At 72.8% G+C, this 25,832-nt stretch carries 30 protein-coding genes, 1 tRNA gene and 1 pseudogene; 17 read left to right on the top strand and 15 right to left on the bottom strand.

Going from position 1 to position 25,832, the window contains the following annotated elements:
* Positions 1–72 precede the first annotated feature (72 nt).
* The 6 genes from ABZ934_RS02820 to ABZ934_RS02795 all read left to right on the top strand — a co-directional run bounded on the left by ABZ934_RS02820 (position 73) and on the right by ABZ934_RS02795 (position 5,349).
* A complete protein-coding gene (locus tag ABZ934_RS02820; RefSeq protein ID WP_361307785.1) occupies positions 73–1,275 on the top strand; it encodes an MBL fold metallo-hydrolase in 1,203 nt (400 codons plus the stop codon).
* Positions 1,276–1,520: 245 nt separating this feature from the next.
* The gene (locus ABZ934_RS02815; RefSeq protein WP_361307783.1) at positions 1,521–3,272 is read left to right on the top strand and encodes an ATP-binding protein; all 1,752 of its coding nucleotides are present in this window, start codon (positions 1,521–1,523) and stop codon (positions 3,270–3,272) included.
* A gap of 81 nt (positions 3,273–3,353) precedes the next feature.
* Positions 3,354–3,785 carry a roadblock/LC7 domain-containing protein gene (locus tag ABZ934_RS02810; protein WP_361307780.1) on the top strand — a complete coding sequence of 144 codons (432 nt, stop codon included), beginning with the start codon at positions 3,354–3,356 and terminating at the stop codon, positions 3,783–3,785.
* Positions 3,782–4,204 carry a DUF742 domain-containing protein gene (locus ABZ934_RS02805; RefSeq protein WP_361307778.1) on the top strand — a complete coding sequence of 141 codons (423 nt, stop codon included), beginning with the start codon at positions 3,782–3,784 and terminating at the stop codon, positions 4,202–4,204. The genes ABZ934_RS02810 and ABZ934_RS02805 overlap by 4 nt, the downstream gene beginning before the upstream one ends.
* A complete protein-coding gene (locus ABZ934_RS02800) occupies positions 4,182–4,784 on the top strand; it encodes an ATP/GTP-binding protein (RefSeq protein WP_361307776.1) in 603 nt (200 codons plus the stop codon). Before ABZ934_RS02805 ends, ABZ934_RS02800 begins: the two co-directional genes overlap by 23 nt.
* 19 nt (positions 4,785–4,803) lie before the next feature.
* On the top strand, positions 4,804–5,349 hold the full coding sequence (locus tag ABZ934_RS02795; protein ID WP_361307774.1) for a GAF domain-containing protein: 546 nt from the start codon (positions 4,804–4,806) through the stop codon (positions 5,347–5,349).
* 9 nt (positions 5,350–5,358) lie between these two features.
* Here ABZ934_RS02795 and ABZ934_RS02790 read toward each other — a convergent pair whose 3' ends face one another.
* A complete protein-coding gene (locus ABZ934_RS02790; protein WP_361307772.1) occupies positions 5,359–6,267 on the bottom strand; it encodes a transketolase in 909 nt (302 codons plus the stop codon).
* A 31-nt stretch (positions 6,268–6,298) separates the two neighbouring features.
* Entirely contained in the window at positions 6,299–7,000 is a 702-nt protein-coding gene (locus tag ABZ934_RS02785; protein WP_361307770.1) for a transketolase, read from the bottom strand.
* 160 nt (positions 7,001–7,160) lie between these two features.
* Between ABZ934_RS02785 and ABZ934_RS02780 the strand changes: the two genes are divergently transcribed.
* A tRNA-Pro gene (locus tag ABZ934_RS02780) sits at positions 7,161–7,234 on the top strand.
* Between the two features lie 181 nt (positions 7,235–7,415).
* Positions 7,416–9,215 (top strand): ABC transporter ATP-binding protein, encoded by a 1,800-nt coding sequence (locus tag ABZ934_RS02775; protein ID WP_361307768.1) that lies wholly within the window; start codon positions 7,416–7,418, stop codon positions 9,213–9,215.
* A 36-nt stretch (positions 9,216–9,251) separates the two neighbouring features.
* Here ABZ934_RS02775 and ABZ934_RS02770 read toward each other — a convergent pair whose 3' ends face one another.
* From ABZ934_RS02770 to ABZ934_RS02755, 4 genes and pseudogenes are all read right to left on the bottom strand, one after another.
* Positions 9,252–9,566 (bottom strand): transcriptional regulator, encoded by a 315-nt coding sequence (locus ABZ934_RS02770; RefSeq protein WP_361307766.1) that lies wholly within the window; start codon positions 9,564–9,566, stop codon positions 9,252–9,254.
* The gene (locus ABZ934_RS02765) at positions 9,563–9,982 is read right to left on the bottom strand and encodes a hypothetical protein (RefSeq protein ID WP_361307764.1); all 420 of its coding nucleotides are present in this window, start codon (positions 9,980–9,982) and stop codon (positions 9,563–9,565) included. The genes ABZ934_RS02770 and ABZ934_RS02765 overlap by 4 nt, the downstream gene beginning before the upstream one ends.
* Positions 9,983–10,055: 73 nt before the next feature.
* Positions 10,056–10,673 carry a potassium-transporting ATPase subunit C gene (locus tag ABZ934_RS02760; RefSeq protein WP_361307762.1) on the bottom strand — a complete coding sequence of 206 codons (618 nt, stop codon included), beginning with the start codon at positions 10,671–10,673 and terminating at the stop codon, positions 10,056–10,058.
* A gap of 6 nt (positions 10,674–10,679) precedes the next feature.
* Positions 10,680–10,929, bottom strand: a pseudogene (locus ABZ934_RS02755) (hypothetical protein); the annotation flags it as partial.
* 171 nt (positions 10,930–11,100) lie between these two features.
* Between ABZ934_RS02755 and ABZ934_RS02750 the strand changes: the two are divergent.
* Entirely contained in the window at positions 11,101–13,026 is a 1,926-nt protein-coding gene (locus ABZ934_RS02750; RefSeq protein ID WP_361307760.1) for an amino acid transporter, read from the top strand.
* An 86-nt stretch (positions 13,027–13,112) separates the two neighbouring features.
* On the opposite strand, the gene ABZ934_RS02745 is transcribed toward ABZ934_RS02750, so the two are convergent.
* A complete protein-coding gene (locus ABZ934_RS02745) occupies positions 13,113–13,934 on the bottom strand; it encodes a helix-turn-helix transcriptional regulator (RefSeq protein ID WP_361308691.1) in 822 nt (273 codons plus the stop codon).
* A 140-nt stretch (positions 13,935–14,074) separates the two neighbouring features.
* Between ABZ934_RS02745 and ABZ934_RS02740 the strand changes: the two genes are divergently transcribed.
* Together ABZ934_RS02740 and ABZ934_RS02735 are read left to right on the top strand one after the other, a co-directional pair.
* Positions 14,075–15,493, top strand: a complete 1,419-nt coding sequence (locus ABZ934_RS02740) for an MFS transporter (RefSeq protein ID WP_361307758.1) — start codon at positions 14,075–14,077, stop codon at positions 15,491–15,493.
* 260 nt (positions 15,494–15,753) lie between these two features.
* A complete protein-coding gene (locus ABZ934_RS02735) occupies positions 15,754–15,948 on the top strand; it encodes a hypothetical protein (RefSeq protein ID WP_361307756.1) in 195 nt (64 codons plus the stop codon).
* On the opposite strand, the gene ABZ934_RS02730 is transcribed toward ABZ934_RS02735, so the two are convergent.
* The 4 genes from ABZ934_RS02730 to ABZ934_RS02715 all read right to left on the bottom strand — a co-directional run bounded on the left by ABZ934_RS02730 (position 15,887) and on the right by ABZ934_RS02715 (position 18,041).
* Complete coding sequence (locus ABZ934_RS02730) at positions 15,887–16,519, bottom strand: phosphatase PAP2 family protein (RefSeq protein WP_361307754.1); 633 nt, start codon at positions 16,517–16,519, stop codon at positions 15,887–15,889. The genes ABZ934_RS02735 and ABZ934_RS02730 overlap by 62 nt on opposite strands.
* A gap of 13 nt (positions 16,520–16,532) precedes the next feature.
* Entirely contained in the window at positions 16,533–16,811 is a 279-nt protein-coding gene (locus ABZ934_RS02725; RefSeq protein ID WP_361307752.1) for a DUF3072 domain-containing protein, read from the bottom strand.
* 101 nt (positions 16,812–16,912) lie between these two features.
* On the bottom strand, positions 16,913–17,311 hold the full coding sequence (locus ABZ934_RS02720) for an STAS domain-containing protein (RefSeq protein WP_361307750.1): 399 nt from the start codon (positions 17,309–17,311) through the stop codon (positions 16,913–16,915).
* A gap of 223 nt (positions 17,312–17,534) precedes the next feature.
* Positions 17,535–18,041 carry a MarR family transcriptional regulator gene (locus tag ABZ934_RS02715; RefSeq protein WP_361307748.1) on the bottom strand — a complete coding sequence of 169 codons (507 nt, stop codon included), beginning with the start codon at positions 18,039–18,041 and terminating at the stop codon, positions 17,535–17,537.
* 173 nt (positions 18,042–18,214) lie between these two features.
* Between ABZ934_RS02715 and ABZ934_RS02710 the strand changes: the two genes are divergently transcribed.
* Both ABZ934_RS02710 and ABZ934_RS02705 read left to right on the top strand, forming a co-directional pair.
* Positions 18,215–19,390 (top strand): PP2C family protein-serine/threonine phosphatase, encoded by a 1,176-nt coding sequence (locus tag ABZ934_RS02710; protein WP_361307746.1) that lies wholly within the window; start codon positions 18,215–18,217, stop codon positions 19,388–19,390.
* Between the two features lie 124 nt (positions 19,391–19,514).
* Positions 19,515–19,679: a hydrophobic protein gene (locus ABZ934_RS02705; protein WP_361307744.1), complete on the top strand. Its 165-nt coding sequence runs from the start codon at positions 19,515–19,517 to the stop codon at positions 19,677–19,679.
* A gap of 105 nt (positions 19,680–19,784) precedes the next feature.
* Here ABZ934_RS02705 and ABZ934_RS02700 read toward each other — a convergent pair whose 3' ends face one another.
* Complete coding sequence (locus ABZ934_RS02700) at positions 19,785–20,006, bottom strand: hypothetical protein (protein ID WP_361307742.1); 222 nt, start codon at positions 20,004–20,006, stop codon at positions 19,785–19,787.
* 178 nt (positions 20,007–20,184) lie between these two features.
* Between ABZ934_RS02700 and ABZ934_RS02695 the strand changes: the two genes are divergently transcribed.
* Genes ABZ934_RS02695 through ABZ934_RS02685 form a run of 3 tightly spaced genes read left to right on the top strand, consistent with a single transcriptional unit; the run spans position 20,185 to position 22,225 of the window.
* The gene (locus ABZ934_RS02695) at positions 20,185–21,000 is read left to right on the top strand and encodes a hypothetical protein (protein ID WP_361307740.1); all 816 of its coding nucleotides are present in this window, start codon (positions 20,185–20,187) and stop codon (positions 20,998–21,000) included.
* 2 nt (positions 21,001–21,002) lie between these two features.
* Positions 21,003–21,467 carry a phage holin family protein gene (locus ABZ934_RS02690; protein ID WP_361307738.1) on the top strand — a complete coding sequence of 155 codons (465 nt, stop codon included), beginning with the start codon at positions 21,003–21,005 and terminating at the stop codon, positions 21,465–21,467.
* A complete protein-coding gene (locus ABZ934_RS02685; protein ID WP_361307736.1) occupies positions 21,443–22,225 on the top strand; it encodes a DUF3618 domain-containing protein in 783 nt (260 codons plus the stop codon). The genes ABZ934_RS02690 and ABZ934_RS02685 overlap by 25 nt, the downstream gene beginning before the upstream one ends.
* Positions 22,226–22,349: 124 nt before the next feature.
* Here the strand turns inward: ABZ934_RS02685 and ABZ934_RS02680 are convergent, their stop codons facing one another.
* Positions 22,350–23,165 carry a DUF1206 domain-containing protein gene (locus ABZ934_RS02680; RefSeq protein ID WP_361308689.1) on the bottom strand — a complete coding sequence of 272 codons (816 nt, stop codon included), beginning with the start codon at positions 23,163–23,165 and terminating at the stop codon, positions 22,350–22,352.
* Between the two features lie 616 nt (positions 23,166–23,781).
* Here ABZ934_RS02680 and ABZ934_RS02675 point away from each other — a divergent pair.
* A complete protein-coding gene (locus ABZ934_RS02675) occupies positions 23,782–24,570 on the top strand; it encodes a restriction endonuclease (RefSeq protein WP_361307734.1) in 789 nt (262 codons plus the stop codon).
* 125 nt (positions 24,571–24,695) lie between these two features.
* On the opposite strand, the gene ABZ934_RS02670 is transcribed toward ABZ934_RS02675, so the two are convergent.
* The gene (locus ABZ934_RS02670) at positions 24,696–25,316 is read right to left on the bottom strand and encodes a DUF305 domain-containing protein (protein ID WP_361307732.1); all 621 of its coding nucleotides are present in this window, start codon (positions 25,314–25,316) and stop codon (positions 24,696–24,698) included.
* Between the two features lie 87 nt (positions 25,317–25,403).
* Entirely contained in the window at positions 25,404–25,820 is a 417-nt protein-coding gene (locus ABZ934_RS02665; RefSeq protein WP_361307730.1) for a hypothetical protein, read from the bottom strand.
* Positions 25,821–25,832 lie beyond the last annotated feature (12 nt).

Raw genomic sequence — 25,832 nt, 5'->3', positions numbered from 1 at the left:
CGGGGCCCGGTGTGCGTTGGGATGATCGTAGTCACGCACGATCGTCCTGCCCCCATCCTCACAGGAGGCGCCTTGTCCGGCTCCCGTCCTCTGCGTCCGCGGCTGCGTGCCCTGCGGCCCGAAGCCTTCGGCGCGGACCCGTCCGGCGCGCGGCTGGAGCGCATCCTGCGCTCGCCCCACTTCGCCGACGGGGTCTTCCAGAACCCGGTGGGGGCCCGGACCAGGCCGTCCGGTTCCATGGCGGAGTTCGCCAAGATCTACTTCCACAAGGAGCAGCGCCTGCGGCGCAGCCCGGGTGCGCCGATCCCGGTCTACCCGACGACGCTGGCCGAGCTGGCCAAGCCACCGGTGAGCGGGCTGCGACTGACCTGGATGGGGCACTCCAGCGTCCTCGCCGAGATCGACGGCCGCCGGGTGCTGTTCGACCCGGTGTGGGGAGAGCGGTGCTCTCCCTTCCCGTTCGCCGGACCGAAGCGGCTGCACCCGGTACCGGTACCGCTGGCCTCGCTGGGGAAGGTCGACGTCGTGGTGATCTCGCACGACCACTACGACCACCTCGACCTGCCGACGATCAAGGCGCTGGCCGGTACGGACACGGTGTTCGCCGTCCCGCTCGGCGTCGGAGCCCACCTGGAGCGCTGGGGAGTCCCGGCGGACCGGCTGCGCGAGCTGGACTGGAACGAGAGCACCAAGGTCGCCGGGCTCTCCCTCACCGCCACCCCCGCCCGCCACTTCTGCGGGCGGGGTCTGCGCAACCAGCAGTTCACCCTGTGGGCGTCCTGGGTCGTGGCGGGCGACGCGCACCGGATCTACCACAGCGGCGACACGGGCTACTTCCCGGGCTTCCAGGAGATCGGCGCCGCGCACGGCCCGTTCGACGCCACGATGATCCAGATCGGCGCGTATTCCGAGTATTGGCCCGACATCCACATGACCCCGGAGGAGGGCATGCAAGCCCACCTCGACCTCCAGGGCGGCACGCCGAGCGGCACGATGCTCCCGATCCACTGGGGCACCTTCAACCTGGCACCGCACCCGTGGGACGAGCCGGGCGAGGGCACCTTCGCGGCGGCGGAGGCGGCCGGTGCGGTGATCGCCCTGCCCGTACCGGGCCGGCCCTTCGAGCCGGGAGCCGCCGACGCGCCGGCCGAGCCGTGGTGGCGTCCCTTCGTCGTGAACGCCGCCCCCGCCGCGACCCCGTCCCCCTCCCACCCGACCGCCACCGCGCCGAAGCCGGCGCCGGCCCACGAGGAGCCGGAGGCGGTGGGCTCGTAGCGGCTGCGTGGCTGCGTGGCGGGCGGTGGCGGTGAAGCGGACGGCCGGGCGGAAGCGCGGGCGGATCCGAGGCGGCGGTGGATTCGGGCTCTCGTGCGAGCGCTCCTTCCCAGGCGGTAAGCAGCCCGGTGAAGTTGGCCGACTCGGCGCCCCGGGTGGGAGCGTGCGGTCTAGCGTGGGTACCCGGTGATCAACACCGGGCCTCGGCAGTGCCGGGGACCGGGCCCCACGTACCGAGGACCCCGATGTCCGGATACCGCGCCGCCCGCCACGCTCCGTCGAGAAACGCCGTCACCGGCCCCGGCCGGCACTTACGCCCCCAGCTGGTCCGGGCCGCCGTCCTGCCCACCCTCGCCGCCGGACTCAGCGGCGCGGCCGCCGTGATCTTCACCTTGCAGCTCGGAGGCGGGTCGGGCGCCCGGGACCCCCGGCTCTGGCCCGTCCTCACCGGCTGCGGGCTGCTAGTGGTCGGCGCGCTCGCCGCCGCCCTGCTCGGCGCCCAGCGCGCGGCCAGGGCCGTACGCGAACGGTGCGAGTCCCTTCGCCGCTCCAGCCTGCGCGGCCGCCAGGAACTGCGGGCGGCCCTCGACCGGCTGGAGCGCGGCGAGACGCCGCCCCGCCCGGTGCGCGGCGGTGCCGGCGGGCCGCCGCCGGACGGAGACCCCACCCGGCTGGACGAGTTCTGGCTGCTGGGGCAGGAACTGCGCGGTGCGCGCGAGCAGGCGTACGGGGTCCTCGTCCGGCTCGCCGGACGGGCCGCCCCGTCCGACAGCGACCGCAAGGTCGAGGTCTTCGTCAACCTCGCGCGTCGGCTGCAATCCCTCGTGCACCGCGAGATCTCCTTGCTGGACGACCTGGAAGACACGGTCGAGGATCCCGACCTGCTGAAGGAGCTCTTCCACGTCGACCACCTCGCGACCCGGATCCGACGCCACGCCGAGAACCTCGCCGTGCTCGGCGGCGCCGCCTCCCGGCGGCAGTGGACCCGGCCCATCGACCTGAGCGAGGTGCTCCGCTCCTCCGTCGCGGAGGTCGAGCAGTACACGCGGGTCAAGGTGGTGCCCCCGGCGGGCGGCACCGTCCGTGGGCACGCCGTCGCCGACGTCGTCCACCTGCTGGCAGAACTCGTCGAGAACGCCACCGTCTTCTCCGCGCCCGACACCGACGTGGTGGTGCGCGCCGAACGCGTCACCGCCGGGATCGCGGTCGAGGTGGAGGACCGGGGACTGGGCATGCCGGCCGAGGAACAGCGCCGGATGAACGCCCTGCTGGGCGATCCGGACCAGGTCGACGTGCGGCACCTGCTGGCGGACGGCCGGATCGGCCTGTTCGTGGTGTCGGCGCTGGCCCGCAGGCACGGGGTCGCCGTCGAGCTCAAGTCCAACATCTACGGCGGTGTGCTCGCGGTGCTCGTCCTGCCGCAGGAACTCCTGGGCACGGAGGCGTCGAACGCCGCCGACGCGCACGATGTCGGGCGGGCCACCTCGTGGGGGACCGGGGCGGGGGCGCATATGCCCCCGTTGGAACCCGTACGCACGACCACGCCCGCGCCGCGCCGGCCCGAGGCGGCGGACGCGGCTCCGACGGTACCGACGTGGGCCGAGCCGGTACCGGAGCGAGTTGCGGAGCCGGTTCGGGAGTCGGTGGGGGAGCCGGTCGGGGAATGGGAGCCGGAACCAGTGTGGCGGCCGGAGCCGGTTCCGGTATCGGTTCCGTATGCAGTGGTGGAGCCCGCCCCCGCCCCCGCCCCCGCCCCCGCCGACCCCGGACCCGCCGCCGACACGGTTCCGGTCGCCTTCACGGTGCCCGCCGCGCGCACGGACCCCGACCGGCCGCTGCTGCCCCGGCGCCGCGCCCAGGAGCACGTCGTGCCCGAGCTGCGCGAGGCCCCGGCCCCGCGCCGCACCCCGGAAGCCGAGCCGCCCGTACACGACCCGGGCCTGATGGCGGCCTTCCAACGCGGATTCGACCGGGCCCAGTCGGAGCCCCGGGCGTGACCCCGCCCGGCTCCCCGGCCCGCGTCCCCTCGCTACCCCACTCCTCACCCCACCCCCCACCCCGGCAAGGAGCACACCCTCATGAGCGGCGAAGTGGCCACCAGGACAAGCCGGCTCTCGGATCTCGACTGGCTGCTCGGCGGCCTGGTCCAACGGGTGCCGTACACGCGCAGCGCGGTGCTGCTCACGGCGGACGGGCTCGTGAGCTGCGTGCACGGCCTGGACGCCGACAGCGCGGACCACATGGCGGCGCTGGCCTCGGGCCTGTATTCGCTGGGCCGCAGCGCCGGCTCCCGGTTCGCGGCCGGCGCCGAGGTCCGGCAGGTGGTGGTGGAGCTCGACACGGCGCTGGTGTTCGTCTCGGCGGCCGGGTCCGGCACCTGCCTCGCCGTGCTCGCCGACCGGGAGGCCGACGCGGGGGTGCTGGGCTACGAGATGGCGATGCTGGTGAAGAGCGTACGTCCCTACCTGGCGGCGCCGCCGCGTCGGCCCGTCGCCGATCCGGAGCGATGAGGGCCAGGGCGCGGGGGGCGTACGGGTCCGGTCCGGGGCGGGACACCGCCCCCTGGCTGGACGACACGGCGGGCCGGGTCATGCGGCCGTACACCGCGAGCGGCGGCCGGACCCGGCCCGCCGTCGCGCTTGACCTGCTCTCGCTGGTCACGGCGACGGGCGTACGCCCGCGCGCGCCGCTCGGCGCGGAACACACCCTCGCGTTGCGCTTGTGCGCCGGCGCGTCGGCGGTGACGGTCGCCGAGGTGGCCGGGCAGCTGAGGCTCCCGGCGGGGGTGGTGAAGGTGCTGTTGTCCGATCTGATGGAACACGGAGCCGTCGAGGCGCGGGCCCCGAGGTTCCCGGGCGGCGACTCGCTCGCCACCGACGACCTGGACCTGCTGCGGGCGGTGCTCGATGGCCTACGCCGAAGGCTGTGACGACCGGGGCCTTCCCACGACCTTGAAGATCCTGGTCGCGGGCGGGTTCGGGGCGGGGAAGACGACCTTCGTGGGCGCGGTGAGCGAGATCGAACCGCTGTGCACGGAGGAGCTGCTGAGCGACCTCGGCGAGAGCGCCGACCCCCTCGAAGGGGTGGAGGCGAAGACGACGACCACGGTCGCCCTGGACTTCGGCAGGATCACCCTCGACCGGGGCCACGTCCTGTACCTCTTCGGCACGCCCGGGCAGCAGCGCTTCTGGTTCCTGTGGGAGGAGCTGTGCGCGGGCGCGCTGGGGGCGGTGGTCCTGGCCGATACGCGCCGCCTCGGGGACTGCTTCCCGGCCGTGGACTTCTTCGAGCGGCGCGGGATCGCCTTCGTCGTCGCCGTCAACGAGTTCGACGGCTGCCACCGCTACACGCCCGGGGAGGTCCGGGAGGCGGTGGGGCTGGGGCCGGACGTACCCGTCGTGCGCTGTGACGCGCGGCTGACCAGTTCCGGTACGGGGGCGCTGGCCGCCCTCGTCCACCACCTGCTGTTCAACGCCGGGTCCGGGCGGCCGACGGACCCGGCCACCTAGGAGGATCGGGGGAACCGTCATGACGTACTACGAATCGACCGGCCACCTGCTGCTCACCCCGGTGGACCGGGAGGCGCCCGGCCGGGCGGTCCGGCTGCGCGAACTGGACCTCGGGGAGCGGCCCGACGCGGAACTCGACGCCTTCGCGCGGCGGATCGCGCAGACCCTGGAGGCACCGTACGCGGGGGTCAACTTCGTCGGTGAGGAACGGCAGTTCTTCTCGGGCCTCCACCACCGTCCCGACGCCCCGCCGAGCGGCTACCCGGCCCGCGTGCTGACCCGCGACCTGGGATATTGCCCCCACGTGGTGGTCCGGCGGCGGGCGTTGGTGCTGGAGGACGTACGGGACTTCGCGCGCTTCGCGGGCAACGCCGTCGTGGACGGGAGCGGAGTGCGCTCGTACGCGGGGGCGCCGCTGACGGACCGGCGGGGGCTCGTCCTGGGGACGGTGTGCGCGGTGGACGTGGTGCCCAGGCGGTGGGGGACGGAGGGGCTGGGGACGGTGAAGGCCCTCGCGGCGGAGCTGGGGGAGCTGCTGCGGGAACGGGAGGACCGGTGCCGCTGAGCCGGGATCTCAGGCGCCCGGCCGCAGGAAGGCGGAGATCCGCTCCCTGAGCGAGCGGGGGTCCAGGCCGTGGGCGGCGGTGTGCTCGGCGATGGTTCCGTAGCGCCGCAGTTCGGCGCGGCCGACGCCCAGGCCCAGGACCCGGTGCGGGCGGTCGCCGAGGGCGTCGTTGGCGGCGGCGGTGGAGGTTCCGGCGAGATACGGCTCGACCAGCACCACGTCGGCCGCCGTCCCCCGTGCGGCGGCGGCGCGCAGGGCCGCGTCGTCGAAGGGCCGTACGGTTGTCGCGTAGAGCACGCTCACGTCCATGCCCCCGGTCGCGGCGAGCACGTTGTCCAGCAGTGGTCCGACCGCCAGCACCACGCCCGCGCGTCCCTCCCGTACGGTGTGGAGGCCCGGGCCGGTCGCGGGGCGCGGCTCGGCGTTGGACTGCGCGCTGAGGCGGACGTACACCTTGTCGTCCCCGGCGGCGTACGCGGCGCGCAACAGCGCCTCGGCCTCGTCGGGGTGGCCCGGCACGTGCACCGTCCAGCCGTCGAGGGTGTCCAGCAGGGCCACGTCGCCGGGCGCCATATGGGTGAAACCGCCGGCCGGCCAGTCGTAGCTCGCGCTCGCGCTGACGAGGACGCCGCCCGTGCCCTGGTGCCCGAAGTCCAGCTTGACCTGCTCGAACGGCCGCTCCACCAGGAAACTGGCGAAGGTGTGCATGATCGGCCGCAGCCCGGTCAAGGCGAGGCCGCCGCCCACTCCGACGAGCAACTGCTCCCGGATCCCGACGTTGACCACCCGGTCGGGGTGGCGCTGTTGGGCGGGCCGGAACCCGTCCATGGTGATCTCGGCGAGCACGAGTGCCGGCCGGGGGTCCTCGTCGAGCATCTTCGACGTGACCGTGATGAACCGCTCCCGCATCGTGTCCATTTCTCCCCTGCCCCTTGATGGTGTGCCGGTCTCAGAGCTTCTTCTCCACGCGGGCCACGACGGCGTGCGGCCGGCCCGGGTGCGGCGCCGTGAAGGCGGCGTACAGCGCTGCGTGGTCCCGCCCGTCGACGGTGGTCGCCGACCAGCCGGCGGCCTCGAAGCGGGAGGCGATCCCGCCGGGCCAGCCGTGGGTCGCCGAGTCGTTGTCGATCACCACGGTGTGCAGCCGCTCCAGGCCGGCCGAACCCGCGTAGGCCAGCGCCTCGTGGTTGCTGCCCTCGTCGAGCTCCGCGTCTCCGATCAGCACCCACACCGCCGGGTCGTCCAGCCCCTGTGCCCGCAGCCCCAGCGTGGTGCCGACGGCCAGCGGCAGCCCGTGGCCGAGGGAGCCGCTGCCGATCTCGACCCCGGGGATCAAGGTGCGGTCCGGGTGGTGGCCGAGCGGGGAGTCGAACCCGCCGAAGCCGCTGAGCCATTCGACGGGGAAGTACCCCTTGGCGGCGAGGATGGCGTAGTACGCCATCGGGCCGTGCCCCTTGGACAGCAGGAACCGGTCGCGCCCCATGTCGTCGACGGACCCGGGCCCCACCCGCAGCACCCGGTCGTACAGCACCCACAGCACGTCGAGCGTGGAGGTGGCGGCGGGCCCGTGCTTCTCGGCGCCCGTCATGAGCGCGATCAGCCGACCCAGGTCGTGGTAGCGGAGCTCCGTGTCCGCCGTTGTTTGCGTCATGCACCTACCGTGCAACCTCAAGCCCGGTCGAGGTCAAGCGCCCCCACCCCGATCCGTGAGACCGCCCACCCCGCCGCAATGTGCGCGCGACCACCCGGCGAAGTGCGGTATTGTTTCCCTGCACGTTCGGCCAGGGAGAAAACCCCAGGTCAGCGGGCACCGGGACGTGGCGCAGCTTGGTAGCGCACTTGACTGGGGGTCAAGGGGTCGCAGGTTCAAATCCTGTCGTCCCGACTGTGCTTTACGCACGTCGGAGGCCGTTCTCTCATCCGTGAGAGGGCGGCCTTTTCCCATGCCCGGCCGGTCGGCGGTCGCCGGGGCGGAAGCCGGGGCGGGGCGGGAAAACGCTTGGACTGGGTGGGCGTGGGTGCAGGACACTGCCAATCCTCCGCCGGTTCTACGACGCAGGGTTGACATGGCATCGCTCGAATTACGGGAAGGTTCGCCGGGCGCGGGCGCCACGCACCTCGCCCTCCGGTACTACGGACGGGAGTTGGTCCGCCTCAGGTGGCTGACCGCGCCCGCGATGTTGCTCCCCGCGCTGGGCAACATCGGCATCAACTACATCGCGCCGCTGGTCGTCGCCAAGCTCATCGCCCACATCGCGGGGGGCGCCGGCGCCGGGATAGGTCCGATGCTGCCCTACGTCCTGGCGTTCGGGGGGACCTTGCTGCTCGCCGAGACGTTGTGGCGCGTGGGACTGCACTGCCTGAACCGTCTCGACGCCCGCGGCATCGAGCGCCTCTACGTGATCGGGATGGACGAACTGTTCGCCCAGGACGCCGCGTTCTTCCACGACAACTTCGCGGGCTCGCTGACCAAGCGGGTCCTGAGCTTCGCCTCCCGCTTCGAGGAGTTCGTCGACACGCTGACCTTCTCCGTCGTGGGCAGCTTCGTGCCGCTGGCTTTCGGATCGGTGGTGCTGTGGCAGTACGAACCTCTGCTCGTCGTCACCCTGTTGTCGATGATCGCACTGACGGCGCTCTGCGTGGCGCCGCTGATCCGTCGACGCCAGGCCCTCGTCAGGAAGCGGGAGGAGGCGATCGCCCGGGTCTCGGGCCATGTCGCGGACAGCCTCATGAACATCGACACGATCCGGGCGTTCGGGGCCGAGGAACGCGAGGCCGCCGAGCACCGGGCCCGGGTCGCCGAATCGCGGCGCCTCACGCTCCGCTCCTGGGACTACGGCAACCTGCGCATCGACACGCTGGTCGCCCCGATGTCCGTGGTCACCAACGCGCTGGGCCTGCTCCTCGCCGTCACGCTCGCCGGGTCGGGGCACGGGGTGGAGGCGGTCGTCGTCGCCTTCACCTACTACTCCAACGCGACCCGGATCATGTTCGAGTTCAACCAGATCTACCGCCGCCTGGAAAGCTCGATGACGGAGGCCGCCCAGTTCACGGAGCTGCTGCTGGAGCGGCCGACCGTGCTCGACCCGCCGTCCCCGGAGCCGCTGCTGTCCAAGACCACCGCCGACGTCCGCTTCGAGGACGTCACCTTCACCCACGCGGGGGCGAAGCCGCTCTTCGAACGCCTCGACCTGGCCGTGCCCGGCGGGACGAAGATCGGCCTTGTCGGCCGGTCCGGCGGGGGCAAGACCACCCTCACCCGGCTGCTGCTGCGCATGACGGACATCGACGCGGGCCGCATCCTGATCGGGGGACAGGACATCAGCAGGCTGCGCCAGGCCGACCTGCGCAGCCTGATCGCCTACGTGCCCCAGGACCCGGCGATGTTCCATCGCACGCTACGGGACAACATCGCGTTCGCCCGGCCCGCCGCGACCGATGCCGAGATCCGCCGGGCGGCGGAGGCCGCGCACGTCACGGAGTTCGCCGACGGGCTGCCGGAGGGGTTCGACACGATGGTGGGTGAACGGGGCGTCAAGCTCTCCGGCGGCCAGCGCCAACGGGTCGCCCTCGCCAGGGCGATCCTGCGTGACGCCCCGATCCTGCTGCTCGACGAGGCGACCAGCGCCCTGGACTCGGAGAGCGAGATCCTCGTCCAGGACGCCCTGTGGCGGCTCATGGAGGGGCGGACGGCGCTCGTGGTGGCGCACCGCCTGAGCACGGTCGCCACCATGGACCGCCTCGTCGTCCTCGACCGCGGCCGGATCATCGAGCAGGGCACGCATGAGGAACTACGCGCCGCGGACGGCGCCTACGCGAAGCTGTGGCAGCACCAGTCCGGCGGCTTCCTCGAAGACACGGTCTGAAGGTGCGCGGGGCCGCCGCCGCCCGGCGGTCACCCGCTACGACCAGTCGGCGGCGATGGCGCGCAGGGCGGCCAGGTGGCGCTGGTAGACGGCACGCCCCTCGGGGCTCAGGGACAGCCAGGTCCGCGGGCGCCGGCCGACGCGGCCCTTGTGGACGTCAACGTAGCCCGCTTCCTCCAGGGCCGCGACCTGCTTCGACAAGGCCGAGTCGCTAATCTCCACCAGGTCACGGAGGAAGCCGAACTCCGCCTTGTCCAGCGGAGCCAGGGCGGCGACCAGGGACAGCCGGACGGGGGCGTTGAGCAGCGGGTCGAGCTCGTGACGTGGGTGGGAGCCCGGGCCGGGGGTCATGACTGCCGCCGCAGTTCGAGCCGGACACCGACCGTCGGCGGCAGGGCACAGGCCACGGCGCCGACTGCGGCGAAGGCCGCGCTCCCCGGGAAGACGGTCAAGCCCACGATGAGTGTCGCGGCGAAGAACACCCCCCAGGTCCCGATGATCAACCCGTGCCGGACACCGAAGCCCCGCCGGACCACCCGCTGCCGCACGGCGTACACGCTCAGTCCGCCGACGAGAAGCACCTGCGCCACGGTGAACACGGCGGCGGCGACGCGGCCGTGCCACAGGAGGGCGCTGGGCACCACGAGCAACTGGCTACCACCGAACACCGCGAGGTAGCGCGCGTACCAATCGCTGCCCCGCAGGGCCGCCCGCTCCGCCGCGGCCGCCCTGCCCAAGGCATCGACACCGTTCCCCGCTCCGTCCATCGCCATCCCCCTGCTCGCAGCCGTTACTGTCCAGGATGGCTTCTACTTTCCATTTAAGCAAGTACAAGCCGTGTCAGACAGTTCCGAGTGCCTTGAGCGCCGTGTTGAGTTCCAGGACGTGCTTCACTCGCAGCACGTCGAGGTGGTTGCGTTCGGCGACGCGGTGGATTTGGAGCTCGGCGTAGGCGAGGGAGATGTCCGGGTCGAGGCCGGAGCCGGAGGAGGTGACGGCGTCGGCCGGTACGTCCTCGGGCCTGACCTTGAAGCCGGCCGTGGAGTTGGCGCCGACCACGGCCGCCTTCGCCGCGGTGACCCGCCGGACGAGGTCGGGGTTGTCGGCCGCCTCGTTGGTGGCGCCCGAGACGAGGAGGGAGTACTGCCTGTTGACGGTGTTGGAGCCGAGGCCGAGGGAGGGTCGCGGCTGGAACCACCTCAGGTCCGGCGCGGCCGCCTCCTCCGGGTCGTTGGGGTCCTGCTTGGCCAGGTCGTAGGTCTGGCCGATCAGGGAGGAGCCCACGACCCGGCCGCCGCCGTCCCGGATCTCCGAGCCGTTGGCCTTGTCGGGGAAGGCGGCCTGCGAGATCCCGGTCACGGCGAGGGGGTAGAGGACGCCGCAGATGACGGTGAGGGCGAGCAGGGCGCGCAGTCCCGCGCCGAGCAGCCGGGCGGTGGTGCCTACTGGGTTGTTCATGGTGGCTCAGCCGATTCCGGGGACGAGGGAGAGGAGCAGGTCGATGATCTTGATGCCGACGAACGGGGCGATCAGGCGCCACCGAGAACATGGCCGGGATGATCGCGAAGTACTTCGCGACCGAGAGCGTGGTCAGCGCGCCCCGCCTGATGAGGAGCTGCTTGCCGATCTCCACGATCTCGATGAGTTTGGTGGGGTCGGAGTCCGGGTCCACCATGTTCCCGGCCTCCTTGGCGGCCGAGGTGCCCGTCTTCATACGCGTCGCCCCGGTCGCGGGTGCGCGACCACACATCCGAAGGTGCCACGGACGACAGCGTTAAGAAAGTGTCAGGATCGGACCCCGAACGGTAACGAATGCTCGGGTTGCGTACGCTTGCTCCGCCGTCGAGGTGATGGCCGAATCCATGCGTACGACAGGAGCACCACGATGGCCACCCCTGCCCGCACGTCACGCCTGCGCGCGTGGCTGCTGGAAGGCTTGACCGACCGCCCCAAACAGCAGGCGCACGCCGAGCACGAGGGCCGTCCGTGGTGGCGCGTCATGTGCCTCACCGGTCTCGACTACTTCTCCACCCTCGGCTACCAGCCCGGCATCGCGGCCCTCGCCGCCGGCCTGTTGTCGCCGGTCGCGACCATCGTGCTCGTCCTGCTCACCCTCTTCGGCGCCCTGCCCGTCTACCGGCGGGTGGCCGAGGAGAGCCCACACGGCGAAGGCTCGATCGCCATGCTGGAACGGCTGCTCTCCTTCTGGAAGGGCAAGCTCTTCGTCCTGACCCTGCTGGGCTTCGCGGCGACCGACTTCCTGATCACCATCACCCTCTCCGCCGCCGACGCCACCGCGCACCTGGTGGAGAACCCGCACCTGACCGGGGTGCTGCACGGCCACGAGGTGGTCATCACACTGCTGCTGGTCGCCCTGCTCGGGGCGGTGTTCCTCAAGGGGTTCAGCGAGGCCATCGGCGTGGCCGTGGTCCTGGTCGGCTCGTACCTCGCCCTGAACGTCGTCGTCATCGGCGTCGGCCTGTGGCAGGTGCTCTCCGAGCCGCACGTCATCGTCGACTGGTCGCGCGCCCTGACCGCCGAGCACGGCAACCCGTTCATGATGATCGCCATCGCGCTCGTCGTCTTCCCGAAGCTCGCGCTCGGCATGTCCGGGTTCGAGACAGGCGTCGCCGTCATGCCGCACGTACGGGGCGAGCGGGACGACACGGCCGACGAGCCCGCGGGACGCGTGCGCGGCACCAAGAAGCTCCTGACCACCGCGGCCGCGATCATGAGCGTCTTCCTCATCACGAGCAGCTTCGTCACCACCCTGCTCATCCCCGCCGACGCGTTCGAGCCGGGCGGCGCGGCCAACGGCCGAGCCCTCGCCTACCTCGCCCACCAGCACCTGGGCTCCGCCTTCGGCACGGTCTACGACGTCTCGACCATCCTCATCCTGTGGTTCGCGGGCGCCTCGGCGATGGCCGGACTGCTCAACCTGATGCCGCGCTACCTGCCCCGCTACGGCATGGCCCCGCACTGGGCCCGGGCCCTGCGCCCGATGGTGATCGTGTTCACCCTCGTCGCGTTCCTCGTCACCTGGCTCTTCGACGCCGACGTGGACGCGCAGGGCGGTGCCTACGCCACCGGCGTGCTCGTCCTGATCACCTCCGCGGCCGTCGCAGTGACCATCGCCGCCCGCAAGGCCGGCCAAGGCGGCTGGACCATCGGCTTCGGCGTCATCTCCGCGGTCCTCCTCTACACGACCGCCGTCAACGTCGCCGAACGCCCTGACGGCGTGAAGATCGGCGCCTGCTTCATCGCCGGCATCATGGCGCTCTCCCTGCTGTCCCGTCTCGCCCGCGTCTTCGAGCTGCGGGTCACCGACGTGGAACTCGACCCCATGGCGCGGCGATTCGTCCGCGACGCCGCCAACCGCACGATCCGCTTCGTCGCCAACGAGCCCGGCAGCCGCGACCGGGCGGAGTACCGGGACAAGACCGCGCAGATCCACGAGGACAACGACATCCCGCCCGGCGACGACATCACGTTCGTCGAGGTCACCGTCCTGGACGCGTCCGAGTTCGAGTCGGGGCTGCGCGTGCGCGGCGAAGTGCTGCACGACCGCTACCGGGTGCTGACGCTGGAGAGCTCCAGCATCCCCAACGCCCTGGCCGCGCTGCTCCTGTACGTACGCGACGAGACGGGACGGCGCCCGCACATCTACTTCGAGTGGACGGAGGGCAACCCGATGGCCAACTTCCTGCGCTTCTTCCTCTTCGGCCAGGGCGAGGTCGCCCCCGTCACCCGTGAGGTCATCCGCGGGGCCGAACCCGACCGGCGGCGCCGCCCGCACGTCCACGCCGGTTGAGGCCGCGACCCGCGACCCGCGACCCGCGCCTCGCGACCCGCGCCCCGCGATCCGTGACGGGGGCGGGCGCGGGGTGTCGCGGACGGTCAGCCGGCGATCGGGTACATCGAGCCCCGGCGGGCTTCCGGTGAGGTCAGCCACTCCAGCTTCTCCGCCGTGCCGGTGCCGGGCAGCGGAGTGTGCAGCACGATCGCCAGGTCGGGGCGGGCCGGGACCCGCAGCTGGGTCGACTCGACGTGGAGCGTGCCCACGACCGGGTGCTCCAGCTCCTTCCGCAACTGACCGCCGGGCCGGATGTCCCGGCGGTCCCACAGCTCGGCGAACTCCGGGCTCAACTCCCGGGCCTCCTCGACGACCGCGCGGAACCCGTCGTCATCGGGGAACTCGGAGTACGCCGCCCGGAACTGGGCGACCACCGGACCGGCGTTCTCCTGCCAGTGCCGGGACCGCGACTTGTAGACGGGGTCGGTGAAGAACGCGATCAGGCAGTTCTGCACGATCTCCGGGCGCATACCGAGCACCAGCGCCGCCGAGTCGTTGTACATCACCGTGTTCCAGTACGCGTCCATGATGTGCGCGGGAAACGGCATCCACGCGTCGATCAGCCGCTTCAGGCCGTTGCACATGTCCTGGTCGCCCGGCGCCACCGCCAAGGCGGGCGGGTTCAGTCCCGCGAGCACGTACAGGTGTCTGCGTTCGGCGCTGGTCAGTTTCAGCACCCTGCTGACGGAGTCCAGGACCTGGGGCGACACGGTGATGTCGCGGCCCTGCTCCAACCACTGGTACCAGGACACCCCGACCCCCGCGAGTACCGCCACCTCCTCGCGGCGCAGGCCCGGCGTACGCCGGCGGCCCCCGCCGACGGGCAGTCCGGCCTCCGTCGGGCTCACCTTGGCCCGCCTGCTCATCAGGAACCCCCGCAGTTCCGAACGGCGGTGATGGTCGGTCGGTGTAGCCACTCGTTCCCCCTGTCGGCTGCCTGGTGGTGCCACCAACAGGATAAGTGCCCACTCTCCACGGGCGTTCCCCGCGCGCCAGGGTGATGGGCATGGCGATCGATACCCAAGTGACAACCACCGGGCCGCAGCCGGTGGCCCCCGGCGCGGACCGGCTGACCGGCCGGGCCAAGCTCGTCCTCTTCGTGCTTTGCGCCGCCCAGTTCATGGTGGCGCTCGACTTCTCCGTACTGAACGTGGCCCTGCCGGTGCTCGGCGAGGACCTGGGCCTGAACCGGTCCGCCCTCCAGTGGGCGGTGACCGCCTTCGCGCTGCCCTCCGGCGGATTCCTCCTCCTGTTCGGCCGAACCGCCGACCTCTACGGGCGCAAGAAGCTGTTCCTGACCGGCCTCGCCCTCTTCGCAGCCGCCTCCCTGCTGGCTTCGCTGGCCTGGAGCCCGGCGGTCTTCCTGGCCGCGCGGGCCATCCAGGGCCTCGGGGCGGCGGCCATCGTGCCCACCGGCATGTCCCTGCTCACCACCACGTTCCCCGAGGGCCCACTGCGCGACAAGGCGCTCGGCATCTCCGCCACCCTGCTGTCCCTCGGCTTCACCGTCGGCATGGTCCTCGGCGGCGTCATGACCGACACCCTCGGCTGGCGCTCCACGATGGGTCTCCTGGCGGCCACCGCGGTGATCGTCCTCGTCCTCGCCCCCGGACTGCTGCCCGAATCGCGCACTCCGCACCGGCCCCGACTGGACGTTCCGGGCGCGGTCACCGTCACCGGAGGTCTGCTCGCCCTGATCTACTCGCTCTCGACGGCGGCCCAGCGCGGCTTCGGCGGAGCAGACGTATGGGGCACGCTGGCCGTCGGAGCGGCCCTGCTCGTCGCGTTCGCCGCCGTCGAGTCGAAGTCGGCGGCCCCGCTGGTGTCGCTGCCGATGCTGAGGCGGCCGACGGTGGCCTGGGGCAACCTCGGCGGTCTGGTCACCTTCTCGATGATGTCCACGGTGGTGTTCGTCCTGACGCTCTACCTCCAGGAGACGCTGGAGCTGTCCTCCCTCGCCACGGGCCTGATCTTCGGTGTCCAGGGCGCCGCGTCCGCGGTCGCCGGCTCCTACGCCCCGAGGGTCATCGGCCGGCTCGGAGCCCGGCGCACCCTGATCGGCTCGCTGCTCGGCCAGGGCGTCTTCACCGCCGGGCTGCTGGCGGTGGGCGCGGGATCGGGCGCGCTGGTGGCGACCGTCGCGGTATCGGTGGCCAGTATGTTCCACCTCGGCGCGATCATCTCGTACGGGCTGACCGTCACGAGCGGCGTCCCGGACGAGGAACAGGGCCTGGCGACCGGCCTCGTCACCACCACGCAGCAGGTCGGCATCACCATCGGTATCCCGCTCCTCGGCGTGCTCGCGACCACGCGGGCATCGCTCTTCGACGGGGTGCGCACGGTCTTGCTGATCGACGCGGTGACGGTGATCGCCACGGCGGCCCTCATCGCGCTCGGCCTCCGGCGCGGCGGCAGGGCGTCCTGACCGGATACGGCGCGGCGCCCGGGGCCGGTTCCGGCCCCGGGACGCGGCCCGGCCTCGGCGTCGGCTCCCGGCCTCGGCTTCGCGCTTCCCTTCGGCTCCCGGCGCACCGCGCGTCGAGGGGCCGTTCAGGCTGCCACGGAACGGCTCGCGGCGCATCCGCAGGTGGCTCCGGCGGGGGACGGGGCCGCCTCGACCTGCGGGACGCGGGGTGCGGCGCCATCATGAGGGAGATCCCACCCCAGCCCCGTCAGGAGCCCGTTGTGTTCGAACGCCAGCCCCGTCAGGACCGCTCCGAACTCCCCCTCGCCGCCACGGCCGACGCCCCCCGCCGCGCCGCGGTCGGCCGGGCCGGGGAGGCCCGCCGGCGTTACCTCGCCGCCGGGGACTACTGGTTCAACGAGGAAGGCGCCGACGGCCGTCACGAGGGCCACGGCCGCGTCGGCCCGGGCCACTGACGCGCGGGGCCGCCCGCGGAAGGAGCCGCCGGCCGCGGCGCCAGGCGGCCGGAACGGCGCGCGGCAGGGCCCGGGAGGCGAGGCCGATGACGGCGCCCGCCGCGACATCGCTGGGGTAGTGGGCGCCGCTGTGGACCCGCTCGACGGCGATGGCGGCGGTCGCCGCCAGGCACAGCGCACCGGCGCCCGGCCACTTCTCGGTCACGGCCGCGGTGAACGCGACGGCGGCGGCGGTGTGGCCCGATGGGAACGACGAGGAGTCGGGCCGGTCCCGTACCTCGTCCGCGTGGAACCATTCCTTCGGCGGCCTGTCCCGGGGTACGAGCCGCTTCGCGACGCCGTTGGAGAGCACTTCGGCCACCGCCATCCCGGCCAGGCCGGCCGTCGCGGCCGCGCGGCCGCGCCGCCCGCCCACGACGGCCAGCAGCAGGGCGACGCCCCACCACAGTTTGGTCCGCCGCGCGGCGTCCTCGACGGCGGGCAGCACGCGTCGCGCCCAGAGCGAGTCCCAGCCGGCCATGCGCCGGGTGAGGCGCCGCTCCGCGGCCCGTAGCCGTGGCGGGGCTCGCATCACGCGCTTCCGATCACGGACTTTCGGTGTCGCCGGGCCGGGTGGCCGCTTCGTCGGCGGGGGTACGGGGCACCGCCCCGTGCGGCGCGGCGGTGCGGGGCGACGCCTGTTGGAGGTGGTCGATCAGCCGTGACGCCTCCGCTTTGGTGAGGGTTTCCGGCACGTCCTCGCCCGCTTCCCGGGCCAGGGTGTGCAGATAACTCAGCTGCGGGCCGGTGGCCGGTTCGTCGCCGGTCACCCACTCGTCGACGTCCTTGTCCGGCTGCTGTTCGTTCGGGTTCAGGTCGGTCATAACGTCCGACTACCCCGCTCGTCGGCGGGACCATCTCCGACGGCGGGGAATTCTCGCGTGTGCGGTCGTGAGCGGTCAGGGGCGGTCGCGAGGGAGCAGGGTCAGGGGCGGTACGTGACCTTCGCGACGGAGTCGGGCTCGGCGCGGGCCGCCGCCGGGCGGGGGCCGACCTCGAAGTGGGCGTCCAGGCCGGTCAGGCGCAACAGCCGGATCACCCGGGGGGCCGGGTCCGCGAGGGTGAGCCGGTCCGGCCCGAGGCTGCTGCGGGCCCGCAGCAGCAGGTTGACCAGGGCCGAGCCGCCGAAGCGCACGTCCCTGAGGTTCAGCAGGACGGGCAGGGGCTGGCGGGGGGAAGACGCTGCTTCCAGGGTGAGTCGAAGGGGATCGGCCGTGTCGAGATCGACCTCTCCGCTGACCGTGATGACCCAGGCGTTCTCGGTCCGGACGGTGGTGACGCTCAACAGGTCGTTGTTCAGGTGGTGGATACGAGTCGTCGGCACAGATGGCCTCTCATGGGCTACGGCGAGGCCGACCGGACGGTCGTCTCCCGCTTCGGCGTTCTGCGGCGCCGCCACCTCGTCGGTGACCGGTGCGCAGCTCCGGCCTTGATGCGCGACCAGGATCTCCACGCTAGCGATATAGTTTCCACATGGCAACAATTGCTGGTGGGGGCGTGCGTACCGAAAGCCCCGGTTCCGGGGCGAGTGCGCAGCGGGGACCGGCTCAGGCGGTGTCCGTCATGGCCGCCGGGGAGCCGGGATCGCGACGGGGCACTCCCATGCGGGCGCCGGCGGCGTCCTCGAAGGCCGCGAGTCCGTAGGTCAGGGCGGCCAGTTGCGCGGCAGGCATGGAGGCCAGGACGTCGGTCACCTCGCGCCGGCGGAAGGCGCGGATCTGATCGAGGGTGTTCCGCCCGGCCCGGGTGAGGTGCAGTTCGATCTCGCGCGCGCTGTGGGCGCTCGCCGTCCGGCGGAGCAGCCCGACGGCTTCGAGGCGGTCGCACAGGCGGCTCACGGCCGAGGGGCGGGAACCCAAGGCCTCGCTCAGCGCCCGTAGGTTCGTGCCCTGGTTCCCCTCGATGACGACGAGCGCGCGGAGCTGGGACGGGGGGACCGAGCCGGTCGCCACCGCCTCCTGCCCGCGGGCCCACAGCACGTCGAGCAGTTGCGAGACCGTGCTCAGGGCATGGGCGGCCGCCAAGTGGTCGGGGGGCTGGCCGGGGGCGGGCATTGGCCTACTGTGTCATCCCGCACCCTGTCCCAGCCATCCCGGCAGCTCCGGGCCGTTGCCCGAGCCGCCGTTTCCCCCGCCCGGCCCGATCCGCGCCGACCGTTGTGCCTTCCGCCCCCGCGACCCTCGACCACCGGCGCCTCCCCTGTGACCCAAGAGAGCCTCACCCGACGATGACGAACTTCCTGGCCGTCGAGCGCGCCCTGCGCGCCGCCGCCCCGCATGCACTGATCGAGGCGGCGCGGTCCTCCCTCGCCACCCACTACGGGGCGCACGCCGTGGAACTGCTGATGGCCGATTACAGCCTCACCACCCTGCACCCGGTCACCGCCGTACCCCGGACCGCCGCCGGACTGTCCGTCCACAGCACCGTCGCGGGGCGGGCCTTCGGAAGTCAGGTGCCCTGCCAGGAGGACGCCGGGCGCGGCACGGTGGTCCTCCACCTGCCGGTGACCGTCCGGGGGGACCGGCTCGGCATCCTGTCGGTGTCCCTGCCCAAAGATCTCTGCACGCCCGAGAGCCGCAACGACCTCGCGGAGACCGCCGGTCTGCTCGGGCACGAGATCCTCGTCGCGGAACGGGACACCGACATCTACCTCCAGGCCCGCCGCGTCAGCCGGCTCACCCTGGCCGCGGAGATGCAGTGGCAGTTGTTGCCGGCCCGGGCCTGCGCGCGGGCCGAGTACTCCATCGGGGCCCAGCTGGAGCCCGCGTACGCCATCCACGGGGACAACTTCGACTGGGCCAGTACGGCCGAGAACCTCACCCTCACCATCACCAACGGCATGGGCGAGGGCATCCGGGCGGCCCTGCTCACGAACCTCGCGGTCAACGCCCTGCGCAATGCCCGGCGGGCCGGGATCGGCATCGCGGACCAGGCCGCCCTGGCCGATCAGGCCCTGTACGCCGCCCACCGCGGCGAGGCGTACGTCTCCACCCTCCTGCTCTCCTTCGAATTGGCGACGGGCAGGGTCCAGGTCGTCGACGCGGGCTCACCGCAGCTGTGGCGCCAGCGGGACAAGGTCGTCGAGCGCATCCCCTTCGAGGCCCAGTTCCCGCTCGGCATGTTCGACCAATCGGAGTACACGCTCCAGGAATTCCGCGTCCTGCCGGGCGACCGGCTGGTCTTCGTCAGTGACGGGGTCTACGCCGTCTCCTCACCCGGGGGTGAGGCGTACGAGGAGCAGGCCCTGTCCCGGGCGATCGCCTCCGCCGGCCTGCTGCCCGCCACGGAGGTCCCCAGCGCGGTGCTGCGGGCGCTCCGGGACTACCGCGACGCCGACGCGGACGACGACGCGCTGGTGGTCTGCCTCGACTGGCACGGGCGGGGCGGGATGTCGGTGGCCTGAGCGGCCCGGGGGTCGTGGAGCCGGGGGGAGTCGCGCAGGCGGGCGAGTGCCGTGGATAAGAAATGCATAAGAGCGCGCATGGATGGTTCCGGCTCGGGCAGGCGCCTGCCGGAGGTGGACGATTATGGTCCCGCTGCTCCTCGTTCTTCTGCTCGTGCTGATCCTTTTCGGCGTCGGATTCGCCGTCAAGATCCTCTGGTGGGTCGCATTGGCCGTCTTGGTGATCTGGCTGGTCGGCTTCCTGGCCAGGCCGCGTGGCGGCGGTGGCGGTCGTTGGTACCGCTGGTAGCGCGTACCCCTTTCCCGTCGGCCGCGGGCCCGTCCCGTGAGGGGTGGCCCCCTCCCCTCATGTGATGCCGGGCGTTTCCGTCGCGGCGCCCGGGCCGTGAGCGGGTTACCACTCCGGGTGGACCTCGTAGCTGTCGTACCGCATGCCGTCCGCGCCGACCCAGGGACGCAGGCGGCCCGGTCCGCTGTCGGTGTGGGCATAGGCGACCGGCTCCCCGGCGTCATCCGTGACGATCACGGCGCCGGCTCGCTGCGCACTGCGCAAGGCGTGCGTCCAATGGCGCCCGCGCCTGCCCGTGCGGTAGTCGGGAACTTTGCAGTCGGCCATCACCGATCACGCACCACTTCGCCGTCGTCTGCGACTGGACGGTTCTGCTACCCGTTTCCGCGGGCATTCCACCCTCAGTTGGTTATGTCTTTTTTGCTCATGTTTGGGGTTCAGTGCGGACGGCCGGGTACGCGCGGATGGAGGACCGATTGATTACTTCGATCGACCAGGAGGAGCCTTGACTCACATCCAGGACTCAGGCCGCCGTCCGGACAGCACGTCGGCGGCGGTAGCGCGAACGGCCCAGGACAAACTGGGGGAGAGCGCCGCGACGGTCGGTGACAAGGCGACCGAAGTGGCCCAGACGGCCAAGGAGCAGGCGGGTCAGGTCGTCGGCGAGGCCACCGGCCAGGCCCGTGACCTCATCGGCGAATTCAAGGACCAGCTCCAGGACCAGGCGGGGTCGCAGACGCGCCGCCTCGCCGGGAACGTACGCCGACTCTCGGACGAACTGCGGGAGATGAGCGAGAACGGCAGGGCCGATTCCACGGCCGCCGGACTGGTCGGTCGGGTGGCGGACGGCGGCCGGCAGGTCGCCGACCGGCTGGAGGAGCGCGGTCCCGAAGGGCTGATCGGCGACCTCCAGGACTTCGCCCGGCGCCGCCCCGGCGTGTTCCTCGCGGGCGCCGCACTCGCCGGCTTCGCGGCCGCGCGCGTGGTCCACGGACTCAACGCGGCGGGGAGCGACGGGACCGGCCCGCGGGCCGTCCCGGCGGCGGGAGGCGACGACTACCCTGCACCCGCGCCCGCCGTGCCGCCTGACGTATCGCCCGCGGTGTCGCCGGCCGCGAGGCCCGCCGTCGAGCCCGGGAGCGACGGCGCGGACACGGCGCCCGGCGCAGGCCCAGGGCCGTACGCCGACCCCCTCGACACCTACGGACAGTCGCAGCCACCGCACGTGACCCCGGCCCCGCAGGGCGCGCCCGCCCCGCCGGCCTACCCGCCCGCCTCCCGGCCGGAAACCGGCGGCGCCCACCCGACGGAAGGCGGTTGACCGTGGCCATCTCCGCACATGAACGGCCGCCGGCCCCCGCGACCACGCCCCGGTGGACCACGACGGGTCAGCGGTCGACCGAGCCGCCGACCGAACCGTCGATCGGAGACCTGATCGCCGAGATCGGCGCGGACCTGTCGCAGTTGGTCCGCGACGAGATCGAACTGGCGAAGGCCGAGATCAAGCAGGAGTCGACGAAGGCGGGGAAAGCGGTGGGAATGCTGGGCGGCGCGGGTTACGCCGGTCACCTGGTCCTGCTGCTGGGCAGTCTGACCGTCGTCTTCGCCCTGGCCCACGCCATGGACATCGCCTGGGCCGCGCTCATCGTCACGGCCGTGTGGGCGGTGGCCGGCGCGATCCTCTACGTCAATGGGCGCAAACAACTGCGCACCGTCAACCTCAAGCCCGAGCAGACCGTGGAAACGGTGAAGGAGGACGCCCGATGGGCACGACACCCGATCAGTTGAGAACCGATGTGGAGTACAGGCGCGCCCACTTGGCGCACAACGTCGACCGCCTCGCCGACAGGGTGACACCGCGCCGGGTGGCGCAGCGGCGGGTCGGCTCGATGCGACGGGGACTGAGCGGCGTGAAGGAGCGCGTGATGGGCACGGCGCACGAGACCGCACGGGGCCTCACCGAGGGCACCGGCCAGGCGGCGGAGAGCGTGGCGGACACCGCCCGGGAGGCGGTGGGCGGTCTGACCGAGACCCTCCAGCAGGCGCCCGCCCAGGCGAGGCGGCAGACCCAGGGCAGCCCCCTGGCCGCAGGCCTCATCGCCTTCGGAGCCGGTCTGCTCGCCGGAGGTCTGCTGCCGACCACCGAGACGGAGGAACGGGCGGGGCGGCAATTGCGGGAGCACGGGCAGGAATTGCTGGAACCCGTGAAGCAGACGGCCCTCCAGGCGGCCCAGGAGGTCAGGGACGAACTGCGGGAGCCCGCCGCCGAGGCGGTCGAGTCCGTCAGGTCCGCCGCGCAGGACGCCGTGTCCACCACCCAGGAACAGGCCAAGGACGCGGGACAGGAGACGGCCGAGGAACTGCGTCGCGCCGGCCGCGAAACGGCGGGGGCGGCCCAGGCCGGGACGGCCACCGGCGGTGCCACGACCGGCGGGACCCCCGGCGCCACCGGCGGGACCACGGGCTCCACCGGCGCGACCGGCGGCGAGAACCGTGCGCCCACGGGCCGGGAGGCCACCGAGGACGGCCCGGGCTACATGACCTGACGCCGACCGGAACCCCGCCACGGCGGGCCCACCCCGCGTCCCCCGGCCGAACCGGCCGGGGGACGCGTAGGTACGGGGGGTCCTGCCACGGGGGAGGAGGGAAGGACCGGCCCACCGGCGTGGGTCAGACCTCGCGCCACCGGGCCATGGCCCAGGAGAACGCCCCGAACAACATCAGCCCTATGGCCACCGCCACCAGCAGCCAGGGCCCGGCCGGGGTCCGCGTCAGCGTACGCAACGTGTCGTCCATGCCCTTCGCCTGCGCGGGGTCGTACCGCACGGCGGCGTGCACCGCGAAACCGCCCGCCGCGGCGAAGACCGTACCGCGCGCCACGCCGCCCGCCACGCCGAGGAGTTCGACGGCCCGCCGCCACTGGGGAGAGAGGCCGCTCAGGTTCATGTGCTTGCGGAACGTGCGCCGCACCGCGAGTACGGCGGTGACGACCCCGCCGACGACCAGGGCGGCGCCGACCGCGCCGACCAGCCATTGGCCGCCGGGCCATCCGAGGACCTTCGCCGTCACGTCGCGCGACTGCTCGTCGCCGGAGCGGGCGCCGCCCGAGCCGGCGGCGAAGGAGAGGACCGAGTAGGCGGCGACTGCGTAGAACACCGCCCGCGCGGCCGAGGCAAGCCGCTTGGTCGCCGCGTCACCCTTGGGACCGGCGGCGCCGAACGCGACCTCGGACAACCGCCAGAGCATCATGCAGACCAGGCCGACGCCGACGGCCCAGACGAGGAAGGGACCCAGCGGTTTCCCGGCCAGCTCCTGCAACGCGCCCTGCCGGTCGGCTTCCCGCCCGCCGCCGGTGCCGAGGCCCACGCGTACGGCCAGCAGCCCGGTCAGTGCGTAGAGCACGCCCCGGGCCACCAGACCGCTGCGCGCCGTGACCTCGCGCGCGGCGCCGCCACGGGAGACGGCGCGCACCCCTTCGTCCGCCACCGTGGCGCTCACCGGCCCGGACCTCGCGTCACGGGGTGGTGCCGGACGTTCACCTCTGCGTGCCTCATCCCTCAACCTTCCCCGTGCGGTCGGTTCGTTCGCGTTCGCGTTCGGGCAGCGGAAGCCGCCGTACCGTCCTCTCGGGGCCTCGACCAGGCTGTTCGGCGCTGCGGGGAGGCAGCCGGTGGGGTCTGGTGTGCCGGGAGGGGCCGGTACGGCAGCGGGTCGTTCCGGTCAGGTCTCGTGTCGCGTCCGACGGGTGGCGCGACATGTGGCGCGACGTGCGTCTCGTGTCTCGTTGTCGGTCCGGTGGCCCGCACACGACACCCGGGGGGATGGGGTGCCGCGTGCGGGCGCCGATCCCGGTGGCCTGCCACACCGCTCGAAGCGCCAGCCCACCGACATCAAGCCGTATGGCCCGGATCCGGGGGCGCAAACGTGGGCTCGCCGCATTCCTTTTCGTTCTTCGACCGGAGGGTCCGATCAGGGGTCCGCAGGCCGCTTCAACGGCGCGCGGCAGGGCAGACGTCAGCAACGATCTTGCACAGCAGTGACCTCGCGACGAAGCGAACGACAAAGCCAACGACGAGGCGAACGACAGGGGGGCGACGCGCCGATGACCATACCGACCCAGCGCATACCCGGGCCGGTGCCGGCGCCGGCCGGGCGCCGGACCCGGTTCAGCCTGCGCGTCACGGCCTTGTGGTTCGCCGCCGTGGCGCTGCTCGTGTGCGGAGCGGGCTTCGCCGTACGGGTCTTGGCGGAGGCTGCCGCCGCGCACCCGGTCGCGGCCGCCCTGACCGCGGCGGCCTGTCTCCCGTTGGCGTGGAGTTCCGTCCGCGCGGGGCGTCGGCTGCGCCTGCGCCGGGCGGCACGACGGGCGGCGCGGGCGCTGGAGTGCGCGGCGGCGGAGATCGTGGAACCGGCGCCCGTGGGGGTACCGGCGGCGGTGGCGGGGGCGGTCGTGCCCGAGGCGGCGTGGGTGGCCGCGGAACCCGCGGACTACGACGTGCTGGACGGCGACGCGTTCGAGGGGGCCGTGGCCGAGCTGTGCGAACGGGACGGCTGTCGTGACGTGCGCGTCGTCGGGGGCGCGGGGGACTTGGGCGCCGACATCGTCGCCACCGCCCCCGACGGGCGGCGCGTCGTCATCCAGTGCAAGCGCTACCGCGCCACCAACAAGGTCGGCTCGCAGGACCTGCAGCGCTTCGGTGGCACCTGCTTCGCCGTCCACGAGGCGGAGGTGGCCGCCGTGGTCACCACGAGCGACTTCACCACCCCGGCCGTCGAGTACGCCGAGCAGTGCGGCATCCTCTGCTTCGACCGTGAGGCCCTTCACGCCTGGTCCGCCGGGACCGGCCCCGGCCCCTGGGCGCTCGTCCCCGCCCCCGAGCCGCGGGTGTAGGCGGGTGCGCCCGGTGCCCGCGCGCACCCGGATTCGGCGGCACGGCCGGTGGCCCGGGCGCTCCGGACGGCTTCGAGGTGGGCCGTCCGGCCGCCCGGAGCGGGGCGGCCGGACGGGGAGAACGGTCAGAGGCGGGCGAGGACCCTGTTCAACCGACCGACCTCCGCCGACTGGTTCTTGACCACGTCGTCGGCCAGCTTCCTCGCGTCGGGGCTGCGGCCGTCCTTCTGTTCGGCACGGGCCATCTCGATCGCCCCGTTGTGGTGGACGATCATCAGGCGGGCGAACTTCTTGTCGAAGTCCGTGCCCCGGGCGGCTTCGAGGTCCTTCATGTCCTGGTCGGACATCATCCCGGCGGTGCCCGATCCGTCGTGCCCGCCGGAGCCGTGGTCCATCCCCGGCATGGCGCTGCCCGATTCCGGCTTGCCCCAGGCCGCGAGCCAGGACTTCATGGTCCGGATCTCAGGGTCCTGTGCCGTACGGACCGCGGCGGCGAGCGTCTTGATCTCGGTGTCCTCGGCCCGCCCGTCCGCGAGGGCGGCCATCTCCACGGCCTGCCGGTGGTGGGGGATCATCTGCTGGGCGAACGTGACGTCCGCGGCGCCGAACGCCGCCCGGGAGGCGGTGGGGGCGCCGTGCTCCATGCCGTCCATCGAGCCGCCGCCACCCCCGCAGGCGGCGAGGAGCAGCCCGGCGGCGGTCATGGTGGCGGCGAGGGAGATACGGCGGAGAGTGGTGCTTGGCATGGTGAAACCTCGTGGTGTCTGAACTGCGTGACGGTGGACGAACGGGGTTCCGCGGGCACGGTGAACCGGCCCGCGGCGGCGTTCGGCCTATATGCGCAGGATCGACAGCAGGGTGAGGTCGGGCGCCCGTGGCGGCGGGCGGGGAGAGAGCCCGGGCGCCGAGCCCGGGTGCGGGCGCGCCGGGAGAAGGCCGGAGCGGCCCAAGGCGGCGCGCAGCAGCACGAGGAGGATCGCGGCGCCCAACACGGCCACGCACAGGGCAGCCATGTCCATGCGCATGCCCGGGGCGTGCGGCGCCACCCGGGCGCCGTGCTCCGGGTCGGCGAGCACCGTCGCGTCCGCCGCGTGCTCGGCCGGCTGGGCGGCGGGATGCGCGGCTGGATGGGCGGACGGACTGTCGGGGTGCCCGACCGAGTGCATCACGAAGACCCCGAGCGCGAGCACGACGACGAGCAGCAGATGCCCCCAGGCACCCACCGCCCGCCCACTCCGGCTCGCGCTCATGCTCCCGACCTC

Origin of the sequence: Streptomyces sp. NPDC046557 (assembly GCF_040645975.1) — a bacterium.
Taxonomy (GTDB): Bacteria; Actinomycetota; Actinomycetes; order Streptomycetales; family Streptomycetaceae; genus Streptomyces.
Note: the sequence above shows the minus strand (reverse complement) of the source record. Positions and strands in the feature narration are given on the sequence as shown.